Genomic DNA, 20652 nt, shown 5'->3' on the forward strand with positions numbered 1-20652 from the left:
AAGTGGCTGTTTATAACACCCCTTCGGACTCTGCTAACACGGCGGTAAGAGCTTTTCTTACTAAAGTCGGAGAATTCTATCTAGGCCATTCTTTCAATACTGGAAATGGTAAAGGGAAGGAAATCTGGCTAAGAATCAAAAACGAAGTTTTTAACTCTTCGTGTGCCTATTGTGGCCAGACTAAAGAGAAGCTTCAAATTGAACACCTTTATATGTTTAATCGAAGTGAATATGGTCTGCATCACCCTGGCAATACGGTACCTTGTTGCACCGAATGTAACACTAGGGCAAAAAAAGAAGATAAAACTTATACAGATTGGTTGGAGCATCTCAAAATTGTTTGTCAAAAACGTGGTGACGAATCAGTGTTTGAGACTAGAAAGCAAAAGATATTAAAGCACATAGAGTCATTTAATTATCCTAAGCTGAATGATAGTGAAAAACAGGCTATTAAAGTAATCGCAAATAGCTTGTACGATAACATCAAGGCAGAATCTGATAAGTCGTTGAGTTTATACAAAGAGCTTGATAAAGCTTTTGTGAAAGCTACAAACTATTGTCAATAGGTGACCTCAGTTCTCAAGCTACGCACATTTCACCTTATTAGTTGATAAACACAATTCATGGGCTACTCTGGCTATTAGCTGCCATTGATGGTCATAGTAAAAACTTTAGTGTGTTTTTAGAGGCTGACATTAGATACCGAATGACGCCGCTATGCGACATTTTATCGGCGTCCCCTCCATTTTCAGAAAAGAACGGGGCGAAAAGAGTATTGCAACCACAGAAAATGTAGCTATGTCGTTAAAGGAGCAAAGTACGCAATACAAATGGAGTACAATTCAGCCTCGTCATTTCGTATCTAAAGCGAAGCATTACAAATACCTCGTCGATAACGTAGACCCTGCCAGTTCTAAGGTAGAAGCGATAATTCCACTAAACTTTCCTGAATATGTAGCTTCAGCGATTTTTGATGGTTTGAAAAAATAGTCGACCAAAAAGTCGAAATAAAGTTTGGCCTGCGAATGCATTCTTTTCGTTGCTTTAAAAAACACGCCTGCACCTTCTCTGAGTTAATTAGGGCAACCACCATTTTGATTGATATTTTAAATCAGTGACTTAGCGCATACGTATATATCCCTTGTGTTTAAAGATGAAAACACATACTGAATAAATTTTGTACAGTTCAAAATTGCGAGTATAATAAGGGTAATTTAGTGCGACGAAATTAAATGTGTACAAAATTTATGTCATGCTACTAAAGATCTTTACAGATAAGCCGATAACATGAACGCGTCTTTGTATTTATATAACAAGAATACTCAGGGGCGTTTTGCAGTATTATTGATTTAGGAATGTATTAAAGATGTTACGTAACAATTTAAAATTAGCGGGCGTGTCAGCCATCGTACTTGGCGCACTTGCAACGTCTGCTAATGCAGAAACACTCACTGTTCCAGCTACTGTTGCTGTCGATAACTCAATCAACTTCACGCTAACGGGTTCACTAGACTTTGGTATCGTTCGTGCCACAGTTGATAACACAGCGGGTAACTGCGTAGGTATTACTTTACCTGCAAACCCTGCGTCTGCACTTAACAGCACACTAGGCACAGCTGCTGCTGCTGCATGTACTGGTGCTGGTACTGCGGTACTACAAAACGTGGGCGGTACTCCTGCTCGTCCTTCACTTCAGGTTGCGGGTTTAGCACCATTTACAGCGCTTACGCTAACGCTTCCTGCTGCACCAGTAGATCTAGTACTTAACCCAGCTCCAACTGGCGCGCCAGTGCTTCGGTTGTTTGACTTCACTGCATACCAAACTAGTGGTACGCCAGCAGCAGTAACTACAACCGTTACCGCTGATGCAAGTGGTGCAATCGCATTCAACGTAGGTGCAACACTGACTACTGATCCAGGTACGCCTACACTAACTTATGAAAATACAACATACACTGGTGATTTTGACGTTACTGTTACTTACTAATGTTGTATTTTGCCTGACAAAACGAACTGTGCTTAAATGCGCATTCGTTTTGTTTGGGTAGTAGTATGAAGCCTGTTCTTTTTTTATTTCTGTTGGTACTGGCGATTCTTACGCCCCCTTCTTCACACGCAGATCTCGTGACAGAACAAGCCTTTAGCTTCGGTAAAATCTCTATTATCGACAACTCAGTTGTCAGTACAGTTCAACTTTCTAGCTCAGGTAGAGCAAGCTCAACAAACAATATTTATATTTTGGAGTTGGGAACACCAGGTGTGTATACCCTCACCGATTTACCGCCTTTCACCGTTGTTACTCTGTCTGCAAATTTACCCGCTTACTCAGCCTCTACATTGCCGAGCACGCAGCAATTTGCTATTAGCAGTGTTGATATGCCAGCTACAATTAAAGCTGACGCTGCAGGCTCTGCACAGTTTCGTGTAGGTGGGGTACTAGAAACATCAGGGCTTGGAGGGCAATATATCGGCCCAGCCACCTACCAGATCATGCTTCCCATTGAAGTGACTTATTAAAGGTACAATAACAATGTTGAAAAAATACGTATCGTTGACGACGTTACTTACGCTATTAATGCTGACCAGCAGTCTGGCTTGGTCAAACCTGTTGATTTATCCGGTTCGCGTCTCGTTTGATGAGCAAGAACGTAGCGCGACGCTTACCCTTACCAATACATCACAGCAAACCAATACATATCGATTAGAATGGCAAGAGAACAAAGCACTCAGTGAAGGGGGTTACACAAAATTATCGGAAGAAGAAGCGAAACGCTTGCCGATTGCCAGCCCTATGTTGCGTTTTTCTCCTCGTCAGGTCACATTGAAACCAGGCCAGCGTCAAGTAATAAAGTTATCACTTCGCCGACCTAGAAACCTTGATGAAGGTGAATATCGGTCGCATATTCTCTTTAAAGCCTTACCGCCGAAACAAACAGAAGAGCAACAAAGGGCGACGGCAATGCAAATTAACATGGTCATGAGTTTTGCTGTGCCCATTACTATTCAACAAGGACGCTATGACGCGTCTGTCTCGTTAGAAGACGCCACTATTCATTATTCCGCAAGCAAGCAAACTGGACATGTTTCCCTCAATCTTGTTCGACAAGGCATCCATTCAGCAAGTGGAAACATATCGGCCTATTGGACACCGAAAGGCGGCAAGGAACGCTTGTTGGCAAAAGTGGCAGATTTTAATGCCTGGACGGAGCTGAGCGAAATTGAATCTAAGCTAATTTGGGCGGGTAACGCATTTACGCCAGCTGACGGAACATTGCGTGTCGTATACGAGGGCGTGCGCGACTTTAGCGACAATACCTATTTCGAAGAAACAATTACAGTTAGAAAATCCGATATAAAAAAGCTACCTTAAGCAAATAGCATATAACAATAATAATTCGCGATGTGTGTGAAAAAAGGCAATAAAAAACAAGATATAACGCCAACCATACCTTTACTCATAAAGGTATGTGGTGTGGCCTTGTTGATATTGAACAACCTACATACACACGCGGCTGATGTGCCCAACATCGAAGAAACCCTTAGAAAAATTAAGCAAAAATATCAGGCGCTCGAAGCCAGTCAATCTCGCACGCAACGTGTACCTACGTCAGTCGTTATAGACAACGCTGTGCCAAAACAGGTGCAAGAACCGTTAGCGCCTGTCAGCCGATTTGCAATTGGTGAAGAACTCTTATTCACTGTGGATGTAAAAGGTATATTGCTCGGCGACGTGCTTGCGACTAAAAGTTCTGACGGCCTAAGAATAGGGCTTAGCGAATTTGTTCAGGTGATTGATTTTCCGATTGATGTCGACCCCGATCAGGCCACAGCTAACGGCTGGTTTGTGCACCCATCACGCACATTCGAAGCAGACATTAACGCCCGTGATGAGTTGGAAGTTAACGCAAATGGGCAAGTATTCACGCTCTCTGCACAAGAGTATGAAATCAGCGACGATATCTACGTAGAGTTATCGAGTCTCTCTCGCTGGTTTGCGCTTGGTCACACTATTGATGAGGAACGCCTGACGCTACTCGTGTCTTCTCCTATACCGCTTCCCATCGAGGAACAAATGCGACGTAGAGGCTTACGCTTTGATAGCGGGGTTAGAACAACACAATCCGTGCTGCCGTTACAAGCCTCAGACTACGCACTTTTTTCTCCTCCACTGCTCGACGCCCAAGTTTCGCTTCGCACCGATCAGTCTGACACATCTGCCGCGTATTCGGTACTGTCGACGCAAGACGCGGCCTACTATACCTCTCAACTTTTTTTATACGGTAAAGATGATGATGCACTTGTTGATGCGCGCCTAACATTGTCTAAAAAATCTGAGAATGCCGATCTGCTTGGTCCATTTAGTATGACCGAATATGCGTTTGGCGATGTAGTACCCGTAAATATTGGTGCGGGAAACACCCAGTCCTTAGGGCGTGGATTCACCATGAACAATGCCAAAAACCGCCTTATTGATAATCGCCGTGCGAATTTGGTAGGCGAAGTTCAAGTAGGCTGGGACGTAGAGCTTTATCGCAATGGCGTGTTAATTGACAACTTAATTTCTGTTGACGATGGCCGCTACGAATTTAACGACATTGAACTTAGCTTCGGACGCAACGAATTTGAATTGGTGTTCTATGGCCCTCAGGGGCAAATAGAACGTAGAGAAGAATCTTTCTTTATTGATAGCAATAATGTGGCAGGCGGAGAGGGTGTTTTCCAATTCTCGGCTGTGGATGCCAACAAAAGCGTTTTGGGCGTGGGTGATGAAGGGATTGCCCCATCGCAACTCGGTATACATGTAGCCGCCTCCTACGATTACGGTATCACCAACTGGTTCTCGCTGGGTGTCGGTGCTTCGCAGTTTTCCCCCGATGAGGGTGAAAAGGAAACACAATATGCGGTAAATACTGGTATTAATTTGGGAAGTTTTGGTCTGCTTAATAGCACCGTTCAGGAAAACGAAGATCTAAGACGCACGATGCGCCACAGCTACCGCACGCAAATATCAGACGTGGCACTCGACGTGATATACAACAGCAGTAAGCAATTAGATTACGATACAATACTAACGACAAAACCCGTAAAAGATACTGCTGAAAGTTTGAGTGTGCGACTGTCAGGTGTCTTGTTCCGGTACTCAACCCTTCCTATTAGTTACGAAAACGCCTGGACGCGCTCAGAACAGCAAAATGGCTTGATAAACGAGTTCTTTAAAAATTCGATTGGCATGAACACAAGATACGGTTCGTTTTCTCACTCTTTACTCTGGCAGCGTAACTTCTTAGAGCCACAATTTGCCAATGGTCAAACGGTAGATAAAAGCTGGGAAACCCTTGGTTCACTGGCATATCGCACTCGCTGGGGCAACACCTTCACGCGTATTTATGCCGACTATGACATTACGCCAGACACAGAACTGAGCTCTATTGGTGCCTCAGTTAATTATCCTTTCTCTAACACACTTACCTCTGAGGTGCGTTACGTTTACGATTTTGACGAAAGTGACGACCGACTGGATCTGCGTTTAAATTGGCTGCATGAAGATTTTACCTTAACCACCATCGCTAATTACACCAATAACGACAATTGGAGCATCAATCTGGTTGCACGTTTAGGGCTAGGCTACAACGATGATACGCAGTCAATCTTTACCTCAGGTCGGTCATTAGCCAACTCTGGCGCGACTGCGGTCAGGATTTTTGAGGATAAAGACTTAGACAACCAGTATGATGAAGGCGAACCCCTCATTGATGGCGTAACCGTGAAGGCGACACAAGCATTTCGTGAAGAGGTTACAGACAAAACCGGCACGGCTGTCTTAAAAGCGATACCTGAAGGTCTTCGCACCGATATTGTTGTTGATGAAACCAGCTTGCCAGAACATACCATGATGATCGCCTCAGAGGGCTTCTCAGTATCAGGCAGAAAAGGCTTAGTTCAACACTTTGATATTCCGGTTATTAAAGGTGGCGAGTTGGAAGGCACCGTCTATTGGCGGAATGCAGATGACGAAGAGCAAGTTGCGCCTTATGTGCGCTTACACTTAACCAATGAAAAGGGTGTTGTCATTGCGTCAACCCGTACCGAATTTGATGGGTATTATTTGTTTGAGCGAGTGCCTCCCGGCCAATACACGGTGCAGGTTGATACCTCAACAGGTAGACAACGGGGTAAAACCCCTGAACGCGAAAAAGTAGTGACATTTTCTAAACAAGGGGATTTGATCACAGATGTCGATTTTACCTTACGTAATTTACACGCGGCGCAAGGGTATGCAGTACTGGTAGGGGAGTTTAGCTCATTAACGTTTTTACAGGTTTATTTTGAGCTACTACAAGAGCGCGTAGATAAATCGCTTGCGAGCAATGCGTTTTACTACACAGATCCCAATACCCAAAAGAGTAAGCTAGGCCTTTATTACGTCGATGCCAGCAACGGCCAAGATGATAGTGAAGCACAATCATCAGCACAAACTGTGTGCGATACTCTTCAAGCCAGTGACATTGACTGTCAGGTAGAGTATATAGAAGTTAACTACTAAGCAAAGTGACGTTTATGAACATCAAAACAGCCCTTTTTCTCAGCACTGGAATTCTATTTGTTCTTCAGGGCTGTAGCGCGTTTGAAACGCCACCTACAGAGATGCCAGCATCATCACCAATGACAGTAAATGAAGGCTCAGACGACGCTGTGATGTCACCGCACGCGCCTGTACAGGCTGATACGTTACGTGATGAAATCGAAATGCTAAAGGCAGAAGTCAACACGTTAAAGGCAAAACAGGCAGGCATAGATAGGCTGTTAGCCATAGAGAGTGAGCTGAAAACCCTGATAGAGCAACTCACGGCTTACGATAACCAGCAAGCATCTTATCAAGAAGCTTCTGCAAAGCAATCCACACCGGCATCCGCTTCGTCAGCACCAACACACGCACCGAAAGATGAACCCGTAGCTAATACACCCGTTATTTCAACACGTACTTTCACGGTACAATTAGCGGCAATGTCAGAGCAAAGTAAACTCATGCCTACTTGGCAGCAAATACGCAGACAGCGAGCGAGTATATTAGAAGGGCTTCAGCCCCATTATCATGAATTAACTCGTGGAGAGGGACGTTTATTTCGACTAAGCGTAGGCCAATTTGAACAGCGCCAGCAAGCCGACGCACTGTGTGCTCAATTAAAGCAGCAAAAGACCGCTTGCGTCGTCGGCGACTATGCTACACAGAGTTTGCCACTTTAGCTCGATAGCTGACGCAGCAGCAGAGTAATTAGGCTATAAATGATCGACGACGAAGTAGGGCACTATCACCGACGATGAGGCAATAATGCGCTTATCGTCGGCATGAACCAATCTAGCACTCATTCTTACGCCGTTAGGCTCGTACACCATGTTACCAGACAACACGCAGCAAAAGTGATCGGAAATCAGATCACGGCTTCGTGTGAAAACAAAATTCCCATCAGGATTACGTAAAACTCGGTCGGCAATATTCAACTCGTTCACACTATAACCATGTTCACTCATTTCAGTCATCAATACGTTCGCAAACTGGTTACCTAAACGATTGGTGTCACGCAGTGTATTATCAAAGGTAACGAAAGACGTGACGGCAACTTGACCATCTACACGCCTAGCATCTCCCAGCTTCATCACTAATTGACGGGCGTAGTCTTGCAAACTCTTATTGTGTCGGTGTGCTTGAAACGTAGAGTAATCGCGAACAGCATTACTTGCTACACGGTTTGGCGTAACTTGCGTGGGCATACCCATTTGCGGGGGTGGCAGATAGGTCACATCATCGTCGGTATATTCGACTGCTGTGACCTCTTCTTCAGGCGATTCGAGCATCCAGTTCGTCATCATACAGCCATTGATAAGCCCGCTCATCAACATAACAATCGCCACTTTACTTAATTTATTTGTACTCATAATAGCATTACCTCGTTAGCGCTCAGCCCATGCATGTGAAGACATAGTGGCAAATTGACTAGCAACACGAGCAGGAATCATTGATTCGGACGTGGCGACCACCGTCTTTGACGCAACATCCACCATACGAGCGTGTACCAGTACACCCTTCGCCAATTGTGAGAGTGTTCCCACCAGCACGAATTCTGCTTGTGTTTCGTTTCTCAGCTCTAAAAAGTCACGGGTAAGAATAAAATCACCCTTTGGTGTTACTCGAATGTAGTCGGCCACTTTAAAATCCATCGCCACCAATCCAAAGCGATATAATTCGGAGATGAATGCATGGTTCAATACTTCTCCCAAATACGGCGTATGGGTGTAATCAGAGTCAACAGGAACGAAGTTGGTCACAGCGATACGAGCTTCATCGCTAACGTCAGTCATATTGTCGGCCATGGTATTTACCATTTCACGCACATAGTCCTGAATTTCATCTCCTGTCATAGCGGTAGACGAAAGAGACAAATCCGCTTTTTGATACATATCTGGCGTGTCATTTACCTGATAACTGCCAAATCCTCGGCGCTCTTCATTGACATTCGAGGTCATATTTTTGACATGTGCGCAACCTGAAAGCACACTCAGTCCAATTAGCGTGATGCAAAGGGAAGCCCCTTTTGAAATACGATTTGCAACTCTGCAAATCGTTGATATTGTTAACTTCATAAGCATTCCTCACCGCTGATGACTCTTACCAGACCGAATTTGTACGCGTAAACTACACGCCAATCGCTGGTTTGCAACTCAGGCGCACTGCGCATTATTTGCTATTATATGTTACTCAATAGGGAAAAATATGCAGATTATGTGCCACTGAGTCGTTTAAATGCCGTACAAATATGACTCCATTGCGCATTGTGGCAAACAAATTGCTAAACCTTTGATTAGAGTGATAATTACAAAAACGTAAAACGTGAATTTTTGGCGCTAGAGGGTTAAGCCTAAAAAGGTGATGTCTATCAGCTAACGCGGTTTTACAGTTCGGGATGAAGTATGAATGTAGCAAATTTTCAAATAACGCGTCAGGTACTGATACTCTTCGCAGTATTCAGCCTGTCTGGGTGCGCGGCATTTGAAACCATTCAGTTCACCAACACAGAAAGCGAAAACACCAACGAGATATCCGATGCGGATATTGAAACCGTAGTAAAAGAGTGGCAAGAAACGAAATCAGATATTCAACGCATCAGCGCCTTAGAGCAGGATATGGCGCTGATTGTCGAAGAAATGAATAAACTTGCTAAGCTTGGTCATTTACCACCGTCTATCGCCTCAGAGAAGCCGGTGGATTTTGTTGAAGCCGACAAAGAAGAAGAGACTTTTCTGGAGGAAAATACCACCAGCATACCAGTTCGAACGGCAAGCGAACGGCAAGGCTTTGCCGTTCACATTGCATTATTCTTGAATACGAAAAGCGCTGAGCGCGGGTGGCAGGTTATTCAAAAGCGTTATCCTGCCTTGTTTAACGGTATCACCCCGTATGTCAGCAAAGTTCAAGGCAAACGTAGAACGATGTACAGCTTGCGCGTAGGCCCTTACAAACGCAAGGCACACGCAATAACAGTCTGCGCGGCCCTAATGCAAAATCGTTACCGCTGTAACATTGTCGATAACATTAAGACGTAACGTTACGCTTTTCTGATATGTTTACCAGCGCGCTTATCGCTTGGCAAACACTGACACCTGATCATCAACCACTTCAATCAGCTCATTCAACTGGTGCGCGCGTTCTGCAATTTCTGTCACATTCTGCATATTATCATGAGACGTTTGCGTGAATTTTTGCATGCTGATATTAATATCTTTGATACCCACCGATTGCTCTTCGGTTGCCGCAGCGATTTGATTATTAGCATCGAAGATCTCCGAGAAACGTTTGGCATTGTCTTTCATAATCGTCTCGGCTTTAAGAATGGTTTCTGATGTACGGTGAGAGCGGTCAATGATTTGTGTCATTTCGCTGGTGGCCTGCCCCGAACGCTGCGTCAATTCTTCCATGATGCTCTGAATTTCTGTCGTGGACTCTGCCGTTTTCTTCGCCAAACTTCTCACTTCTTCTGCCACCACAGAGAAGCCTCGGCCCTGCTCTCCGGCACGGGCAGCTTCTATCGCGGCATTCAAAGCCAATAGGTTTGTTTGATCAGAGATTGATTGAATGACCGACAACACATTCGCGATAGTTTCTGTGTTCTGGGTTAACGCCGAAATCACGTCAGCGATATCGTTAATTTTATCTGCAAGCTGCTTAATATCTTCACGTGAGCGACTGATGACCTCAGATATCTCAGCACCGTTGTTATCAATAAGGTGAGCTGTAGATGCGGCCTCATTGGCATTCGATGCAATTTCTGCCACGGTAATACTGATTTGGTTCAGCATGTCAGATGTATGAGCAACATTTCTGTCAGACTCTTTGGTGCTTTCAACAGTAAGATCAACATTATTACTTAATGAAGTGGCTAAGTTTCGCATACCTAAGCTACTGTCAGAGATATGCTGGAAAACACCATTTAACTTTTCCGCGAACGCGTTGTAGCCGCTTGCCATTTCGCGAATTTCTTTCTCACCTTTAACAGGTAAACGATAAGACAAGTCAGCATCACCTTGTCCCAGCTGCTTAAACAATGCAGCCAGTTGTTCTAAGGGTTTAGTGATATTATTGGCCAAGAACCAACCAATAAATGCCACCACACACAAAATCAATATCGTGGATAATAAGCTGGAAAAAATCAGATCATCCACCGTCGCAAAGACCTCCTCATGAGGTACTTGTGCCACCACATACCAGTTCATCGAAGGAACATAGGTCGCTGTGACTAACCATGCCTTATTGTCAATTTCAACGTCTACTACGCGCGTTTGCGCTTTTGACGTTAATGTATTCGCTGCATTACCACCATACAATGAGCTCAAAGAGGCTTTACCCAATAACGCCACGTTTCGGTGCACCTGCACCACACCTTCTGCATCGACAAGATAGACGAATCCCGTCTCTTCAATCTTAAAATTAGATAGAAAGTCCACCATGTCGTCGAACGACTTCGCAATACCCGATAACCCTTGGCCGTTGAGTTGCTGGTAATTCACAAACAAGTTCGTTTTACCAGTGTTTGGTTCTCGGTAGGTGCTCACCATATAGTCTTTATTACTTTCTCGATAAGCGAAAAACCAATCGTCTGCAGTGTTAGGTTGTAATCGTCTTAGGAATCCATCTTGGTTCCAATAATCTGCCGTTTGACGGTTCGCAAACGATGCAGCACTCAAGTCAAATTCTTTTACAATGTCGTTTAGTTTTTTTACCAGATTTGCTTCACCTTCTGGCGAGTTTCCACTTCGGTTCCAATCGAGAGTAAAGCGGTCAGACGCAATTCGATTGGCGATGACTCGCATCTGATAAATCTCTTTATCTATCTCTAATGCAATACGTTTTACCGTATTAGGAAGCTCCTGATGTGCCACTCGTGTTTCAATTTCATCACTAACCGTTTTGATATTTAGTGCACTTATAAAAACAGTTGAAAGAAATACAAGGGATATAACCGCTAACGCGACTTTATTTTTTATAGAGATGACTTTCATGTGGAACTACTACAACCTATTGATTTTAAAAGCAGACAATATATAAACGGCCGCTTACCCAATTTTCTTGAGTGTGTTTAGTGAAAAAATGAGTATCAAAAAAAGCAAAATCGTTAATGTCATTTACCTGTCAGGCTTTTTTACACCATTTGGTCCACAATTAAAACCGAAAATATATAAGCCCATGAGTTAATGTACTTTTTAATAACTGGGACGATTTATGCTTATTAACATGTGAGCGCAGGCGCTGATTTTTCAGGTTATAACAGCGCATGGATTTAGATACACAAAGACTAAGCAGGAAGCGTAATAATGCCGATAACACAGGTATGTGGGGTCAAGTTTCCTTGCAGTATAAGGTGATCAAATGTCTTGTTTAACACGAAAACTTCAACAGAGCATCACGCGTTATTTACAACGCCATGATGAATTAGTCAGAACGGATTCGCCAGAAAACGTAAGAGGTAAATTGATCAATCAGGGACTATGTCCATCTGATGTCACGCAAGATCAAATACGTCTTATCATGCAAAATGTCAGGGCGAATTAAACCGCGATTTGTTCGTCAAAAAAGCGGTTAAAGTCGAGGCCAAATTGACTAGCGAGTACTGACTTTTCGATTTTGTATTGGCTCTGAGAAAGATCAATTTCTTTGGGGGCAAGGAAATGGTTGCCTTTGATTGAATAAAAGGCTTTCACCACTGGTTTTAGTGGGGCTTTGTCTTGTTGTTTCACCACCACGGCCACTGAACCGCTATTTAGCTCGACTAAACCGCCCACGGGAAATATGCCAACGCATTTGACGAATTGCTCTACCAAATGCTTGTCGTACTTCGCAGGTGCGTCTTTAAGCAGTATCTTTAACGCCGTTTGTGAAGGCATACCGGGTTTGTAACATCGGTCGGCAGTAATGGCATCATAGGTATCAACGATAGCAATCATCCTTCCTGCAAAGCTAATTTGCTCTCCACGTAGCCCCTTTGGGTAACCTAAACCATCCAGCCGCTCATGGTGCTCAGCCATAGTTCGAATAATATGAGCAGGGATCTTCATATCTTCCAACACCGAGATACCGCGCTCTACGTGCAGTTTCATCACAGACATTTCTTGCTCGGTAAGTCGGCCAGGCTTGTGCAATATCTCGTCAGGAATTTGGATTTTACCGATGTCATGTAAAAAACCAGCGAAGGCGAGCTCACGAATATCCTTATCTGACATACCCATATGTTTAGCAAAATTGGCGAGCAAAATAGCGACGTTTAAAGAATGTTCGAAGAGGTAACTGTCTTTTTCTCGCATTTTGGTCATGCACATCAACGCATTTGGATTTCTATCAATAGAGCCTACCAATTGCTCAGTAAATTCACGTGGAATGGAAATATCTATCGGTAAACCACGTGCAACGGTATCTAACAAGCGCTTTTGCAGCGCTTTGCCTTTGTGATGTAATTTTTTTGCTTTGGTGATTTCATCATCGAACTGCACATTTGCAGATTGATTGGCACTGGCCTTAGGAAAAGACGCCGTTATGGGTTCCTCTGAAGTAGGCTGAGGTTCAAAAGCGCGGGAGGGATCAATTAAAAGTTCGAGAATACCTTTTTGTTTCAACCTACGCACAACATCAGCATGAGTCACTTTACCCTGACTTTTTATTTTTAAATTGCCTTGTTGTTTGACGATACCCTGAACGTACATTCCGGGTTTAAGTTCGTCGATCGAAATTTTCTTCACTCACTACAACTCTGAACAGCCTAAAAGACAGGCGACACAACCAAACTATATGAATCATTTATTCAGAGCAAGAGGATTTCTTTTCGAAATTGTAAATAACTATAAAGACCAAGAAAATGGGTTAAAACTTTAGGCGGTGCAGTAATTCCGCTAAATCTGGCTGCCATTGAAACATCCGCATATTAACGCCAAAATTAATCACCGCGACACCTTCTTCCTGAAGTTTATCTCGCTGGAGTTGCGCAAAATGTGAGGCGGGTGGAAAGGCGATTTTGCCATCTGCTCGTAATACACGGTGCCAAGGTAATGGCGTGGATTCATCTGACGATAGCAGTTTACCTACCATTCTCGCTCGACCTGGCAAACCTGCTAAATCAGCCAATTGTCCATAGCTAACCACATACCCTAAGGGGACGCAATTAACGGTTTCATGAATACGATGTTTTGCTAACTTGGCGTCAACCATTCCAACCTTCTCTTTATAATCTACTACCCGTTTTCGGTATACTACCTAACTTCAACGAAGGAAAACGAAATGTCTAGAGAACGCTGCCCATCGTGCGATTTTTTATTGCAAATGTGTCTGTGCGACGTAATACATACCATAAATAATCATCCGAAAATAATCGTACTTCAACACCCGAAGGAGAGTAAACACGCAAAGAATTCGGTTAGCGTACTCAAACCGTGTTTAACCAACATTGCCGTTATAGAAGGAGAGTCAGAGCAGGACTTTCAGTCTGTGCAAGAAGACGTGCAGGCTAATCCACATCAGTTTGCACTGGTTTACCCATCGGCAAGTAGCCAGGCCATAGAACAGTTGAACACCGAAACACGCAGTGTTATTACCCACTTAATTGTAATTGATGCGACATGGCGTAAAGCTTATAAAATGTTGCAACTCAACCCTTGGTTGCAGCACATTCAGCAATTGCACTTTTCACACATTCCAAACAGCCTATATGGAATAAGAAAACGCCCCAAAGACACCTATTTGTCGACGCTAGAGGCTGTCGCTTACAGTTTGCAAGCTGGTTTTAACGTGAATACAACGGCATTACTCAATGCCTTTGCTGAATTTCAGCAGCGAACGTTTGCTAAGCATCCCTCTCAGCAGCATAAACCCTAGTTATTAAATGTAGTTGCTATCGCGTTTGCTGAGTGGTTCGCCAATGTTTAATCAGCAAATAGAGCCCACAAGCGCTCAGAATAGGAATGACGACCCATTTAATCAGCATCGCAAAAAATGAGATTAGAAATACAAAAATCCAAGCCACAAAGGGAACAACCAATTTCACCACCACACTGATAAGTGCAATAAACAGCGCCATTGCAAGCATTCCCATACACAGATTCTTTCCCCACCGAGTCCAACGTACCGAATCCATAACTGGCAACATATTAGCCTCCCACGACTTCGACTATTCCTTCTACATGGTGATTACACGACTTTAGCCATCAAATATACATCTACATATTCACCATTTCTAAAGGCATATTGTTTCGCTGTACCTTCAATGTCAAATCCGTACTTTTCGTATAGCGCAATAGCTGTGGGGTTATCAGTATATACCTCAAGTTCAACCCGTTTTAACGCCAACCAATTAAAAGCCAGATCACACATTGCTTCAAGCAGGGCGCTGCCAATACCTTTCCCTTGCCATTGAGCGAGCACACCCATTCCGATGTTTCCAACATGCTTGCGCCGCGGTGATGTGAACACATCCAGACCAATTTGCCCCACAACCTGACCATCAACCTCAGCCACCAAACTATAAAAATTAGGCGATGCATTTTCCGCAAAACTCTCCCATTTTTGAAGGTTAGGGAAGGGAAGTTGTAGCGTATTCGCATAATTTTGCGGCTCTGCGTAAAGGGCCATTAAAGTTTCAGCATCATGCTTTGTACTATGACGAATCGATATCTCTATTTTCATAACCATTGAAGTCCTTTATAGGGAGCATTTTTTAATGCTTGTAAACGGGTTTCCAAACTACCATCGTGTAATTCAATTTTATGTCCGTCAGGATCTAGAATATAAAAAGATGCACCCTCACTGGTATTATCCTGCCAGAATTGAAGGCTGGGGATTTTTACGAGCTCTGCAATGTCGTTAGATGATACAGAAAAAGCAATATGGCTATAATCTTGGCTCGGTTTTGGTTCTCCCACGTTCAAGCAAAGCCAACAGTTTCCCGCCTCTAAATACGCCCCCGAGTCCCAGATTACACGCCCAGTAAAACCCAACTGTTCACAGTAAAACGCCATTGATTGCGCTAAATCTGATACGGTAATGGTAATGTGATTAATGCCTGACACTCTCATTATATGATGCCTAGTTGAGTTAAATGATGCATAACTATTGTTTTTCTAGGACCTTGAACAGCCTTGAATGAAGGGCCGTCAGTATTAAACGCGAAATAAAACGTGCCATGATTCTTAGTTTCAACAACTCCTACATACCAGCCTAAAGCCTTTCCTTTTTGTAAATAACCTCCACCCGTTTTGGCATACAACGTAAAATGAGGCGTATTCTCTATCACCATAATTTGTTTGAATGTTTTGAGAATGTCTTGAGATAAACCAAAACCTTGCTGCCAAAGCGTTCGTAGAAACGATACCTGTTCTTTTGCTGATATCTTAAGCCCTTCATTTAACCAGAAACCTGAGAGGCTATCGGTAATAGTTCGGTTGCCATACTCAAACTGATTAACAAAGCGCTGCATGTTATTTTCACCCACTTGCAGCGCAAAACTTTGGTAAATAGGCAGAGCAGAGGCCTGAAATGCCTGTCGAATGGTTAAATTGGGTTGTAGCCATGTCTCTGGCCACCAGCTTTGCTGTGGGAACTTCGATAAATCAACTGAGTACGTAGAGGTTAAAGACTCAACGATACCCAGTTCCAATGAGATTAACGTGTTCGGAATTTTAAACGTAGAAAATGGTGGGAATTGTGTGTTTGCTCGAGCAGGATCAATAAGCAGAACATCGTTGCCCGCATCGTCTATAACAACCATTGTACACGGGCCAGGACAAGCTTGCGCTAGCGCGTCTTGACAGCTAATTACAACCATTGTTAATACAATCAATGATACTCGTAACATTTATTTACCTACGTTAGAAATTTAACATCTTGTTTTTAAACTGTTTTTAAAACAAAGTCGATAGACTATTGAACCATTATGTATTTTGATTAATATTAAGTAGGCGTTTTACTCGCTCAAGTCACTAAAGAGTTGTTCCGATATGTTTCAGATAAGTGGATGTCACATTGAATAACATCCGTTGTTTTATCTTTATTACCGTCATTTTGATGATTACGCGTGTTGATGCAAACACTCGACTTTATGCCTACACAGAGGCCCTTCCTCCATTGCAAAATGTCCACCAAGGTGAGTTGATTGGAGGAGCCGCTTACGAGAAGGTGAGAGATATTGTTACCCTTGCAGGCATCGAAACAGAGTTTATCGTCATGCCTTGGGCTCGTGCCTATCAGGCAGCACTTACCAACAATAATGCAATATTATTTAGTTTAGTAAAAACACCGGAACGAGAACCGTTGTTTCATTGGATTAAAAAAGTCTACTTTATGCGTTTGTACGTTATGTCATTAAAAAAACGTAACCTTACGCTATCATCTTTAAACGACCTCAAAGCCTATACCACCGTAGTGAAACGCCACGACGTAGTAGATATTTTTCTGCGAGCCCGTGGATTTAAAAATGGCAAGGAGTTAATTACAGTCAGAGACACTCAAGCAACGTTAGATGCCACACTACGGGGACGCAATGACATAATCATTGCGTCTCCAGAGATCATCGAAGCAGTATGTACTAATGCTCTTTGTAGTCCCGACGATTTCACTTACCACTTTGAAATAAAAGAGTTAGAACAACACTTTTACCTTGCAACATCAAAACAACTCGATTCAGCATTACTCAATCAGCTCAAACAAGCTGCAGACTCGTTACCCAGTTTCACTCATTAATTTGTGCTTTAGTATTATTTTCTGACAACGCCACCAGCACCTCTTTCGCATCATAAGCATCAATAGGGCGGGCCTCATTTCCTAAACGTATGTTTAATGACGTTGTCATGCCACCTGTTTGTAATTGTGTGACAGTAATGGCTTCTGACTGCGGATAGATCGTTGCCGTACAGGCCACCAAGCCACAGTGTTTGTCGATATTTTCAGGTGTAGATACGTGGGCAGGCCGTTTAACAAGCGGCTCAGCAGGCAGCGTTTGTGTTACCTCTTCAATGTCAACTGCGTGATCGGCTTCTGTTACCAAAAACCAACGATAACCTTTAGCAAGCGTTAATTCCGCTGCGTGCCTCAGTGCGTAGTTTTTCACCCGCTCTTCATCAGTGAAGCGATTACCGCTAAAGATCACGCGATATTGATCGTCAGACAGCGCGGTATGTTGAAAGCCGTTATCATTGGCGGAGCTCGCTTTTTCATAGTCTGTAGAAGTGGGTGCTGCGCATCCTAGCAAAGCAAGAGGAGCAACTAAAAAGAAAATCAAAATGATACGCTTAAGATAAAGATCCATATTTCCTCCATAACCAACATCTGGGTCTTTTTATGAAGGTAATCAAGCACTATGCCAAATCTATAACCACTTGTTTTATAACAATTAAATATTAATTAATACAACGAACTTTCATTAATCCTGACTTTTTTTCACACTGCATTGTTATTTTTACTGAATCTCTGTTGCCGTTTGGGTTCAAATTCTTCGTAACGCGGTAAATTTGCATCTAAATCATCCCAATTCGCCTTTGATCCCAGAAAGTTATGGGAGGTAGGCCGAAAAGGAATTTCAGAATCAATGATGCCTAATCGAATTCTTAAGCGGAGCTGATCCTGACTATTTTCACTATAGACAGGCGAAGCACAATGTTTACAAAAATAACGGCGAGTTCTCTCATTTGCTTGATAAAAGTGCAGTGCTTCTTCGCCGGCTTGAACAGTGAACTCACTCCGATTGATAAATCCATTCGTCGCATAGGCGGTGCCACTATTTTTGCGACATTTTGAGCAGTGGCAGTGAATGATATCAGTAATCTCTCCATCAATTGTAATATTGACTGTTCCGCATAAACATGAACCTGTAATCATGGGTCGTACTCCAATTACCAGTGCGAGCTAATACAATCTATTGTATTGGTATCATAATCTCAGATACTGCTTTATCCAATGCTACATCGGGATAAAAAGCCTTACGTTCTATGACAACAGGTCCATCTGTCACTGTATAAGAGGAAGCAGGAAGCCAATGCTCAAAAAAGTATGAGAATACCCGCGTAAAATGATAATCGCTTCCCTCAACCTGCATACAAGCATATTTAGACGGCTTAAGGTTAACCTCCCTAACAGTTTCAGGGGTAGGGTTCAGTAGCGTTTTAGGTACCTCAACACCCACAGCCATAGTGAACGCTTCAGGTGGTGTATTGGGCGCAGAATAATGTAAATTGAATGTGCGATATTTCGATTTGCCAAAACCATGTGCTTTTCGCCAATGTATAAAGGCTCTGACAGTATTAACTACATTCTCAGGTGAACCTTTGTGCATCATGCAAAAAAGATGTCGCTCATTAACAGATCGCACTGTCACCTCAATGCCCTGTTCAAAGCGAGAGAGTAAATGTGGTAGCAAAAATGTATGCAGAGGCTGTATCGTGTAGCTTGACGGATTGTCTCGAAAATAGGATGGAGACATAGCGTAGTATTGGCGAAAAGCGCGACTAAAACTGTCGCTGCCGTTGTACCCTACTATCATTGCTACATCGGTGACACTAAGGTGTTGACGATAAGCCAGCAAAAAACAGGCTTTATACATTTTAATATGCCTAACCAGTGCCTTAAGTGTTATTCCTGTTTCTCTTTTAATGCACCGATGCAGGTGAAATGCAGATAAGCCTATATGCGCACTCACTTGTTCCAATGTAAGAGAACTGTCGATATTCCCTTCAATATATGCAAACACCTGCTGAGAAATATTAGCCATTTTTGCTGAGCTCCATTCATGATTGGCGATAGTGTATGCAATCCGTCGCAATCAAGCATGACAATTCTTGCTGTTAACCCCTAATTATCGATAAGAATTAGATGTGCTGATCAAACAAAATGATATTTCCATCAGGATCTTGAACAGAGAAGTTCGCTGGGCCTGAATCGTTATCGTGATTAATTGCTTGAATTGGCTCAATTCCGTGTTTACTCAATGTCTCTTGAAGCATGCGAATATCTGTAAAACTATCTAAAGCTTGAGCGGCTTGATTCCACCCTGGATTAAAAGTTAGCAAGTTACCTTCGAACATTCCTTGAAACAACCCGATGTTCGTGTCGCCATTTTTCATAATAAGATAATGATCATCTTCACTACCTGCATACGCTGTGAACCCTAACGCCTCATAAAAGGCTTTAGATTGCTTAATATCTTTTACCGAAAGGCTTACCGAAAAACATCCCAATTCCATATTTATCTCCTTGTAGAGTCACGTTTACTGTGCACCCTATAAAAGATAATGGATCATTAGCGTATTTCCATTAAATGAGTTAATGCCCGTAGCTGACCACTCTTGATACTTTCCAACCTGCTTGTGTTTTTTGCCAAACATGTAGGAATGAAAATATACCGCAATCCATCTTGCCATTTTCGGGATGACAAAATTCATGCTTCCCTTCTTGAATTGCGCCAAACCCTGGAACAGGAAATACGCGTTGACTGCCTTCAATTAAACGGCGTTTAAGTCCAACTTTGCGGTCACACATGTCTTGCAAAGACCTCACAGAATAGGCCTTATCCGTTAAACCTGAAATATCGTGATAAAACTCTAAGTCGTCTGCAAACTTTTCACCCACGGTATCTATGTCACAGCGGTTAAATGCGCCAAATAAAACGCTATCTTCTACCGAAATAGTCGACGAAAGGGTGTTCGTTTCCTCAGCGTTTACTGTGTAAGTTGTTATTGCTAGAGATACGCAAGCGGCTGTCCACGCGCTACGAATAAGCGAATTAGTCATTATTATTCCTCTTAACTAACCGTTTCAATATTACTTCAAATATCACCTCAACTATCACTTGAGCAAACGCTGTGCCAATCAAGGAAGAGCTTTATTTAAAGGTCTAGAAGGGATTAACGACAATTAGTATTGTGTAACTGGCGAAGATATGGCGATATTTACCAGTGGACTAGGTGATAAAAGATAACTTCACAAATAAAAAACCCGGCGTAGAGCCTAATGCCAGTCAGTTAAGCTGACTGGCATTTTTCTTTTTAGGATATTTGCTTGGCTTTGCCCTCACCGCTCTTGGATATACTCTATCAGGCCGCTTGTCTGGTAAGACACATAGTCTAAGA

The 20652-nt window shown here is 43.0% G+C and carries 25 protein-coding genes; 11 read left to right on the plus strand and 14 right to left on the minus strand.

Annotated features, from left to right (window positions below):
* Positions 1 to 2 precede the first annotated feature (2 nt).
* The 7 genes from OE749_RS14435 to OE749_RS14465 all read left to right on the plus strand — a co-directional run bounded on the left by OE749_RS14435 (position 3) and on the right by OE749_RS14465 (position 7245).
* Complete coding sequence (locus OE749_RS14435) at positions 3 to 566, plus strand: HNH endonuclease (protein ID WP_263713172.1); 564 nt, start codon at positions 3 to 5, stop codon at positions 564 to 566.
* A 151-nt stretch (positions 567 to 717) separates the two neighbouring features.
* A complete protein-coding gene (locus tag OE749_RS14440; RefSeq protein WP_263713210.1) occupies positions 718 to 990 on the plus strand; it encodes a hypothetical protein in 273 nt (90 codons plus the stop codon).
* 376 nt (positions 991 to 1366) lie between these two features.
* Positions 1367 to 1987 (plus strand): DUF4402 domain-containing protein, encoded by a 621-nt coding sequence (locus OE749_RS14445; protein WP_263713173.1) that lies wholly within the window; start codon positions 1367 to 1369, stop codon positions 1985 to 1987.
* A gap of 65 nt (positions 1988 to 2052) precedes the next feature.
* Positions 2053 to 2517: a DUF4402 domain-containing protein gene (locus OE749_RS14450; RefSeq protein ID WP_263713174.1), complete on the plus strand. Its 465-nt coding sequence runs from the start codon at positions 2053 to 2055 to the stop codon at positions 2515 to 2517.
* Between the two features lie 13 nt (positions 2518 to 2530).
* Entirely contained in the window at positions 2531 to 3370 is an 840-nt protein-coding gene (locus OE749_RS14455; RefSeq protein WP_263713175.1) for a fimbrial biogenesis chaperone, read from the plus strand.
* 102 nt (positions 3371 to 3472) lie between these two features.
* Positions 3473 to 6544 (plus strand): carboxypeptidase-like regulatory domain-containing protein, encoded by a 3072-nt coding sequence (locus OE749_RS14460; RefSeq protein ID WP_263713176.1) that lies wholly within the window; start codon positions 3473 to 3475, stop codon positions 6542 to 6544.
* Positions 6545 to 6558: 14 nt separating this feature from the next.
* A complete protein-coding gene (locus tag OE749_RS14465) occupies positions 6559 to 7245 on the plus strand; it encodes an SPOR domain-containing protein (protein WP_263713177.1) in 687 nt (228 codons plus the stop codon).
* 33 nt (positions 7246 to 7278) lie between these two features.
* On the opposite strand, the gene OE749_RS14470 is transcribed toward OE749_RS14465, so the two are convergent.
* Both OE749_RS14470 and OE749_RS14475 read right to left on the minus strand, forming a co-directional pair.
* Positions 7279 to 7935 (minus strand): FlgO family outer membrane protein, encoded by a 657-nt coding sequence (locus tag OE749_RS14470; RefSeq protein WP_263713178.1) that lies wholly within the window; start codon positions 7933 to 7935, stop codon positions 7279 to 7281.
* 15 nt (positions 7936 to 7950) lie between these two features.
* Positions 7951 to 8640, minus strand: a complete 690-nt coding sequence (locus OE749_RS14475; protein WP_263713179.1) for a FlgO family outer membrane protein — start codon at positions 8638 to 8640, stop codon at positions 7951 to 7953.
* Between the two features lie 327 nt (positions 8641 to 8967).
* Between OE749_RS14475 and OE749_RS14480 the strand changes: the two genes are divergently transcribed.
* Positions 8968 to 9600: an SPOR domain-containing protein gene (locus OE749_RS14480; protein ID WP_263713180.1), complete on the plus strand. Its 633-nt coding sequence runs from the start codon at positions 8968 to 8970 to the stop codon at positions 9598 to 9600.
* 33 nt (positions 9601 to 9633) lie between these two features.
* Here the strand turns inward: OE749_RS14480 and OE749_RS14485 are convergent, their stop codons facing one another.
* Positions 9634 to 11553 carry a methyl-accepting chemotaxis protein gene (locus OE749_RS14485; protein ID WP_263713181.1) on the minus strand — a complete coding sequence of 640 codons (1920 nt, stop codon included), beginning with the start codon at positions 11551 to 11553 and terminating at the stop codon, positions 9634 to 9636.
* A gap of 367 nt (positions 11554 to 11920) precedes the next feature.
* On the opposite strand from OE749_RS14485, the gene OE749_RS14490 reads away from it, so the two are divergent.
* The gene (locus OE749_RS14490; protein ID WP_263713182.1) at positions 11921 to 12103 is read left to right on the plus strand and encodes a hypothetical protein; all 183 of its coding nucleotides are present in this window, start codon (positions 11921 to 11923) and stop codon (positions 12101 to 12103) included.
* Here OE749_RS14490 and OE749_RS14495 read toward each other — a convergent pair.
* Complete coding sequence (locus OE749_RS14495; RefSeq protein WP_263713183.1) at positions 12100 to 13284, minus strand: HD-GYP domain-containing protein; 1185 nt, start codon at positions 13282 to 13284, stop codon at positions 12100 to 12102. The genes OE749_RS14490 and OE749_RS14495 overlap by 4 nt on opposite strands.
* 121 nt (positions 13285 to 13405) lie before the next feature.
* Positions 13406 to 13750 (minus strand): MGMT family protein, encoded by a 345-nt coding sequence (locus OE749_RS14500; protein WP_263713184.1) that lies wholly within the window; start codon positions 13748 to 13750, stop codon positions 13406 to 13408.
* A 69-nt stretch (positions 13751 to 13819) separates the two neighbouring features.
* Here OE749_RS14500 and OE749_RS14505 point away from each other — a divergent pair, with 69 nt between their 5' ends.
* Positions 13820 to 14413: a tRNA-uridine aminocarboxypropyltransferase gene (locus OE749_RS14505; RefSeq protein WP_263713185.1), complete on the plus strand. Its 594-nt coding sequence runs from the start codon at positions 13820 to 13822 to the stop codon at positions 14411 to 14413.
* A 16-nt stretch (positions 14414 to 14429) separates the two neighbouring features.
* Here OE749_RS14505 and OE749_RS14510 read toward each other — a convergent pair whose 3' ends face one another.
* The 4 genes from OE749_RS14510 to OE749_RS14525 are packed head-to-tail and all read right to left on the minus strand — an operon-like array spanning position 14430 to position 16388.
* Positions 14430 to 14684 (minus strand): hypothetical protein, encoded by a 255-nt coding sequence (locus OE749_RS14510; protein WP_263713186.1) that lies wholly within the window; start codon positions 14682 to 14684, stop codon positions 14430 to 14432.
* Positions 14685 to 14725: 41 nt separating this feature from the next.
* Positions 14726 to 15220, minus strand: coding sequence for a GNAT family N-acetyltransferase (locus OE749_RS14515; protein ID WP_263713187.1), 495 nt, complete (start codon positions 15218 to 15220; stop codon positions 14726 to 14728).
* Complete coding sequence (locus OE749_RS14520; protein WP_263713188.1) at positions 15217 to 15609, minus strand: VOC family protein; 393 nt, start codon at positions 15607 to 15609, stop codon at positions 15217 to 15219. The genes OE749_RS14515 and OE749_RS14520 overlap by 4 nt, the downstream gene beginning before the upstream one ends.
* Complete coding sequence (locus OE749_RS14525) at positions 15609 to 16388, minus strand: penicillin-binding transpeptidase domain-containing protein (RefSeq protein ID WP_263713189.1); 780 nt, start codon at positions 16386 to 16388, stop codon at positions 15609 to 15611. Before OE749_RS14525 ends, OE749_RS14520 begins: the two co-directional genes overlap by 1 nt.
* Positions 16389 to 16555: 167 nt before the next feature.
* Here OE749_RS14525 and OE749_RS14530 point away from each other — a divergent pair, with 167 nt between their 5' ends.
* A complete protein-coding gene (locus OE749_RS14530) occupies positions 16556 to 17272 on the plus strand; it encodes a substrate-binding periplasmic protein (RefSeq protein WP_263713190.1) in 717 nt (238 codons plus the stop codon).
* On the opposite strand, the gene OE749_RS14535 is transcribed toward OE749_RS14530, so the two are convergent.
* From OE749_RS14535 to OE749_RS14555, 5 genes are all read right to left on the minus strand, one after another.
* Entirely contained in the window at positions 17262 to 17837 is a 576-nt protein-coding gene (locus tag OE749_RS14535; protein WP_263713191.1) for a CC0125/CC1285 family lipoprotein, read from the minus strand. The two genes, OE749_RS14530 and OE749_RS14535, sit on opposite strands and share 11 nt — an antisense overlap.
* A gap of 131 nt (positions 17838 to 17968) precedes the next feature.
* On the minus strand, positions 17969 to 18406 hold the full coding sequence (locus OE749_RS14540; RefSeq protein ID WP_263713192.1) for a GFA family protein: 438 nt from the start codon (positions 18404 to 18406) through the stop codon (positions 17969 to 17971).
* A gap of 37 nt (positions 18407 to 18443) precedes the next feature.
* Positions 18444 to 19295 carry an AraC family transcriptional regulator gene (locus OE749_RS14545; protein ID WP_263713193.1) on the minus strand — a complete coding sequence of 284 codons (852 nt, stop codon included), beginning with the start codon at positions 19293 to 19295 and terminating at the stop codon, positions 18444 to 18446.
* Between the two features lie 97 nt (positions 19296 to 19392).
* Positions 19393 to 19767, minus strand: coding sequence for a VOC family protein (locus tag OE749_RS14550; protein ID WP_263713194.1), 375 nt, complete (start codon positions 19765 to 19767; stop codon positions 19393 to 19395).
* 79 nt (positions 19768 to 19846) lie between these two features.
* Positions 19847 to 20314, minus strand: a complete 468-nt coding sequence (locus OE749_RS14555; RefSeq protein ID WP_263713195.1) for a nuclear transport factor 2 family protein — start codon at positions 20312 to 20314, stop codon at positions 19847 to 19849.
* Positions 20315 to 20652 lie beyond the last annotated feature (338 nt).

Source organism: Fluctibacter corallii, from assembly GCF_025751585.1.
In the GTDB taxonomy this organism is placed as follows: domain Bacteria; phylum Pseudomonadota; class Gammaproteobacteria; order Enterobacterales; family Alteromonadaceae; genus Fluctibacter_A; species Fluctibacter_A corallii.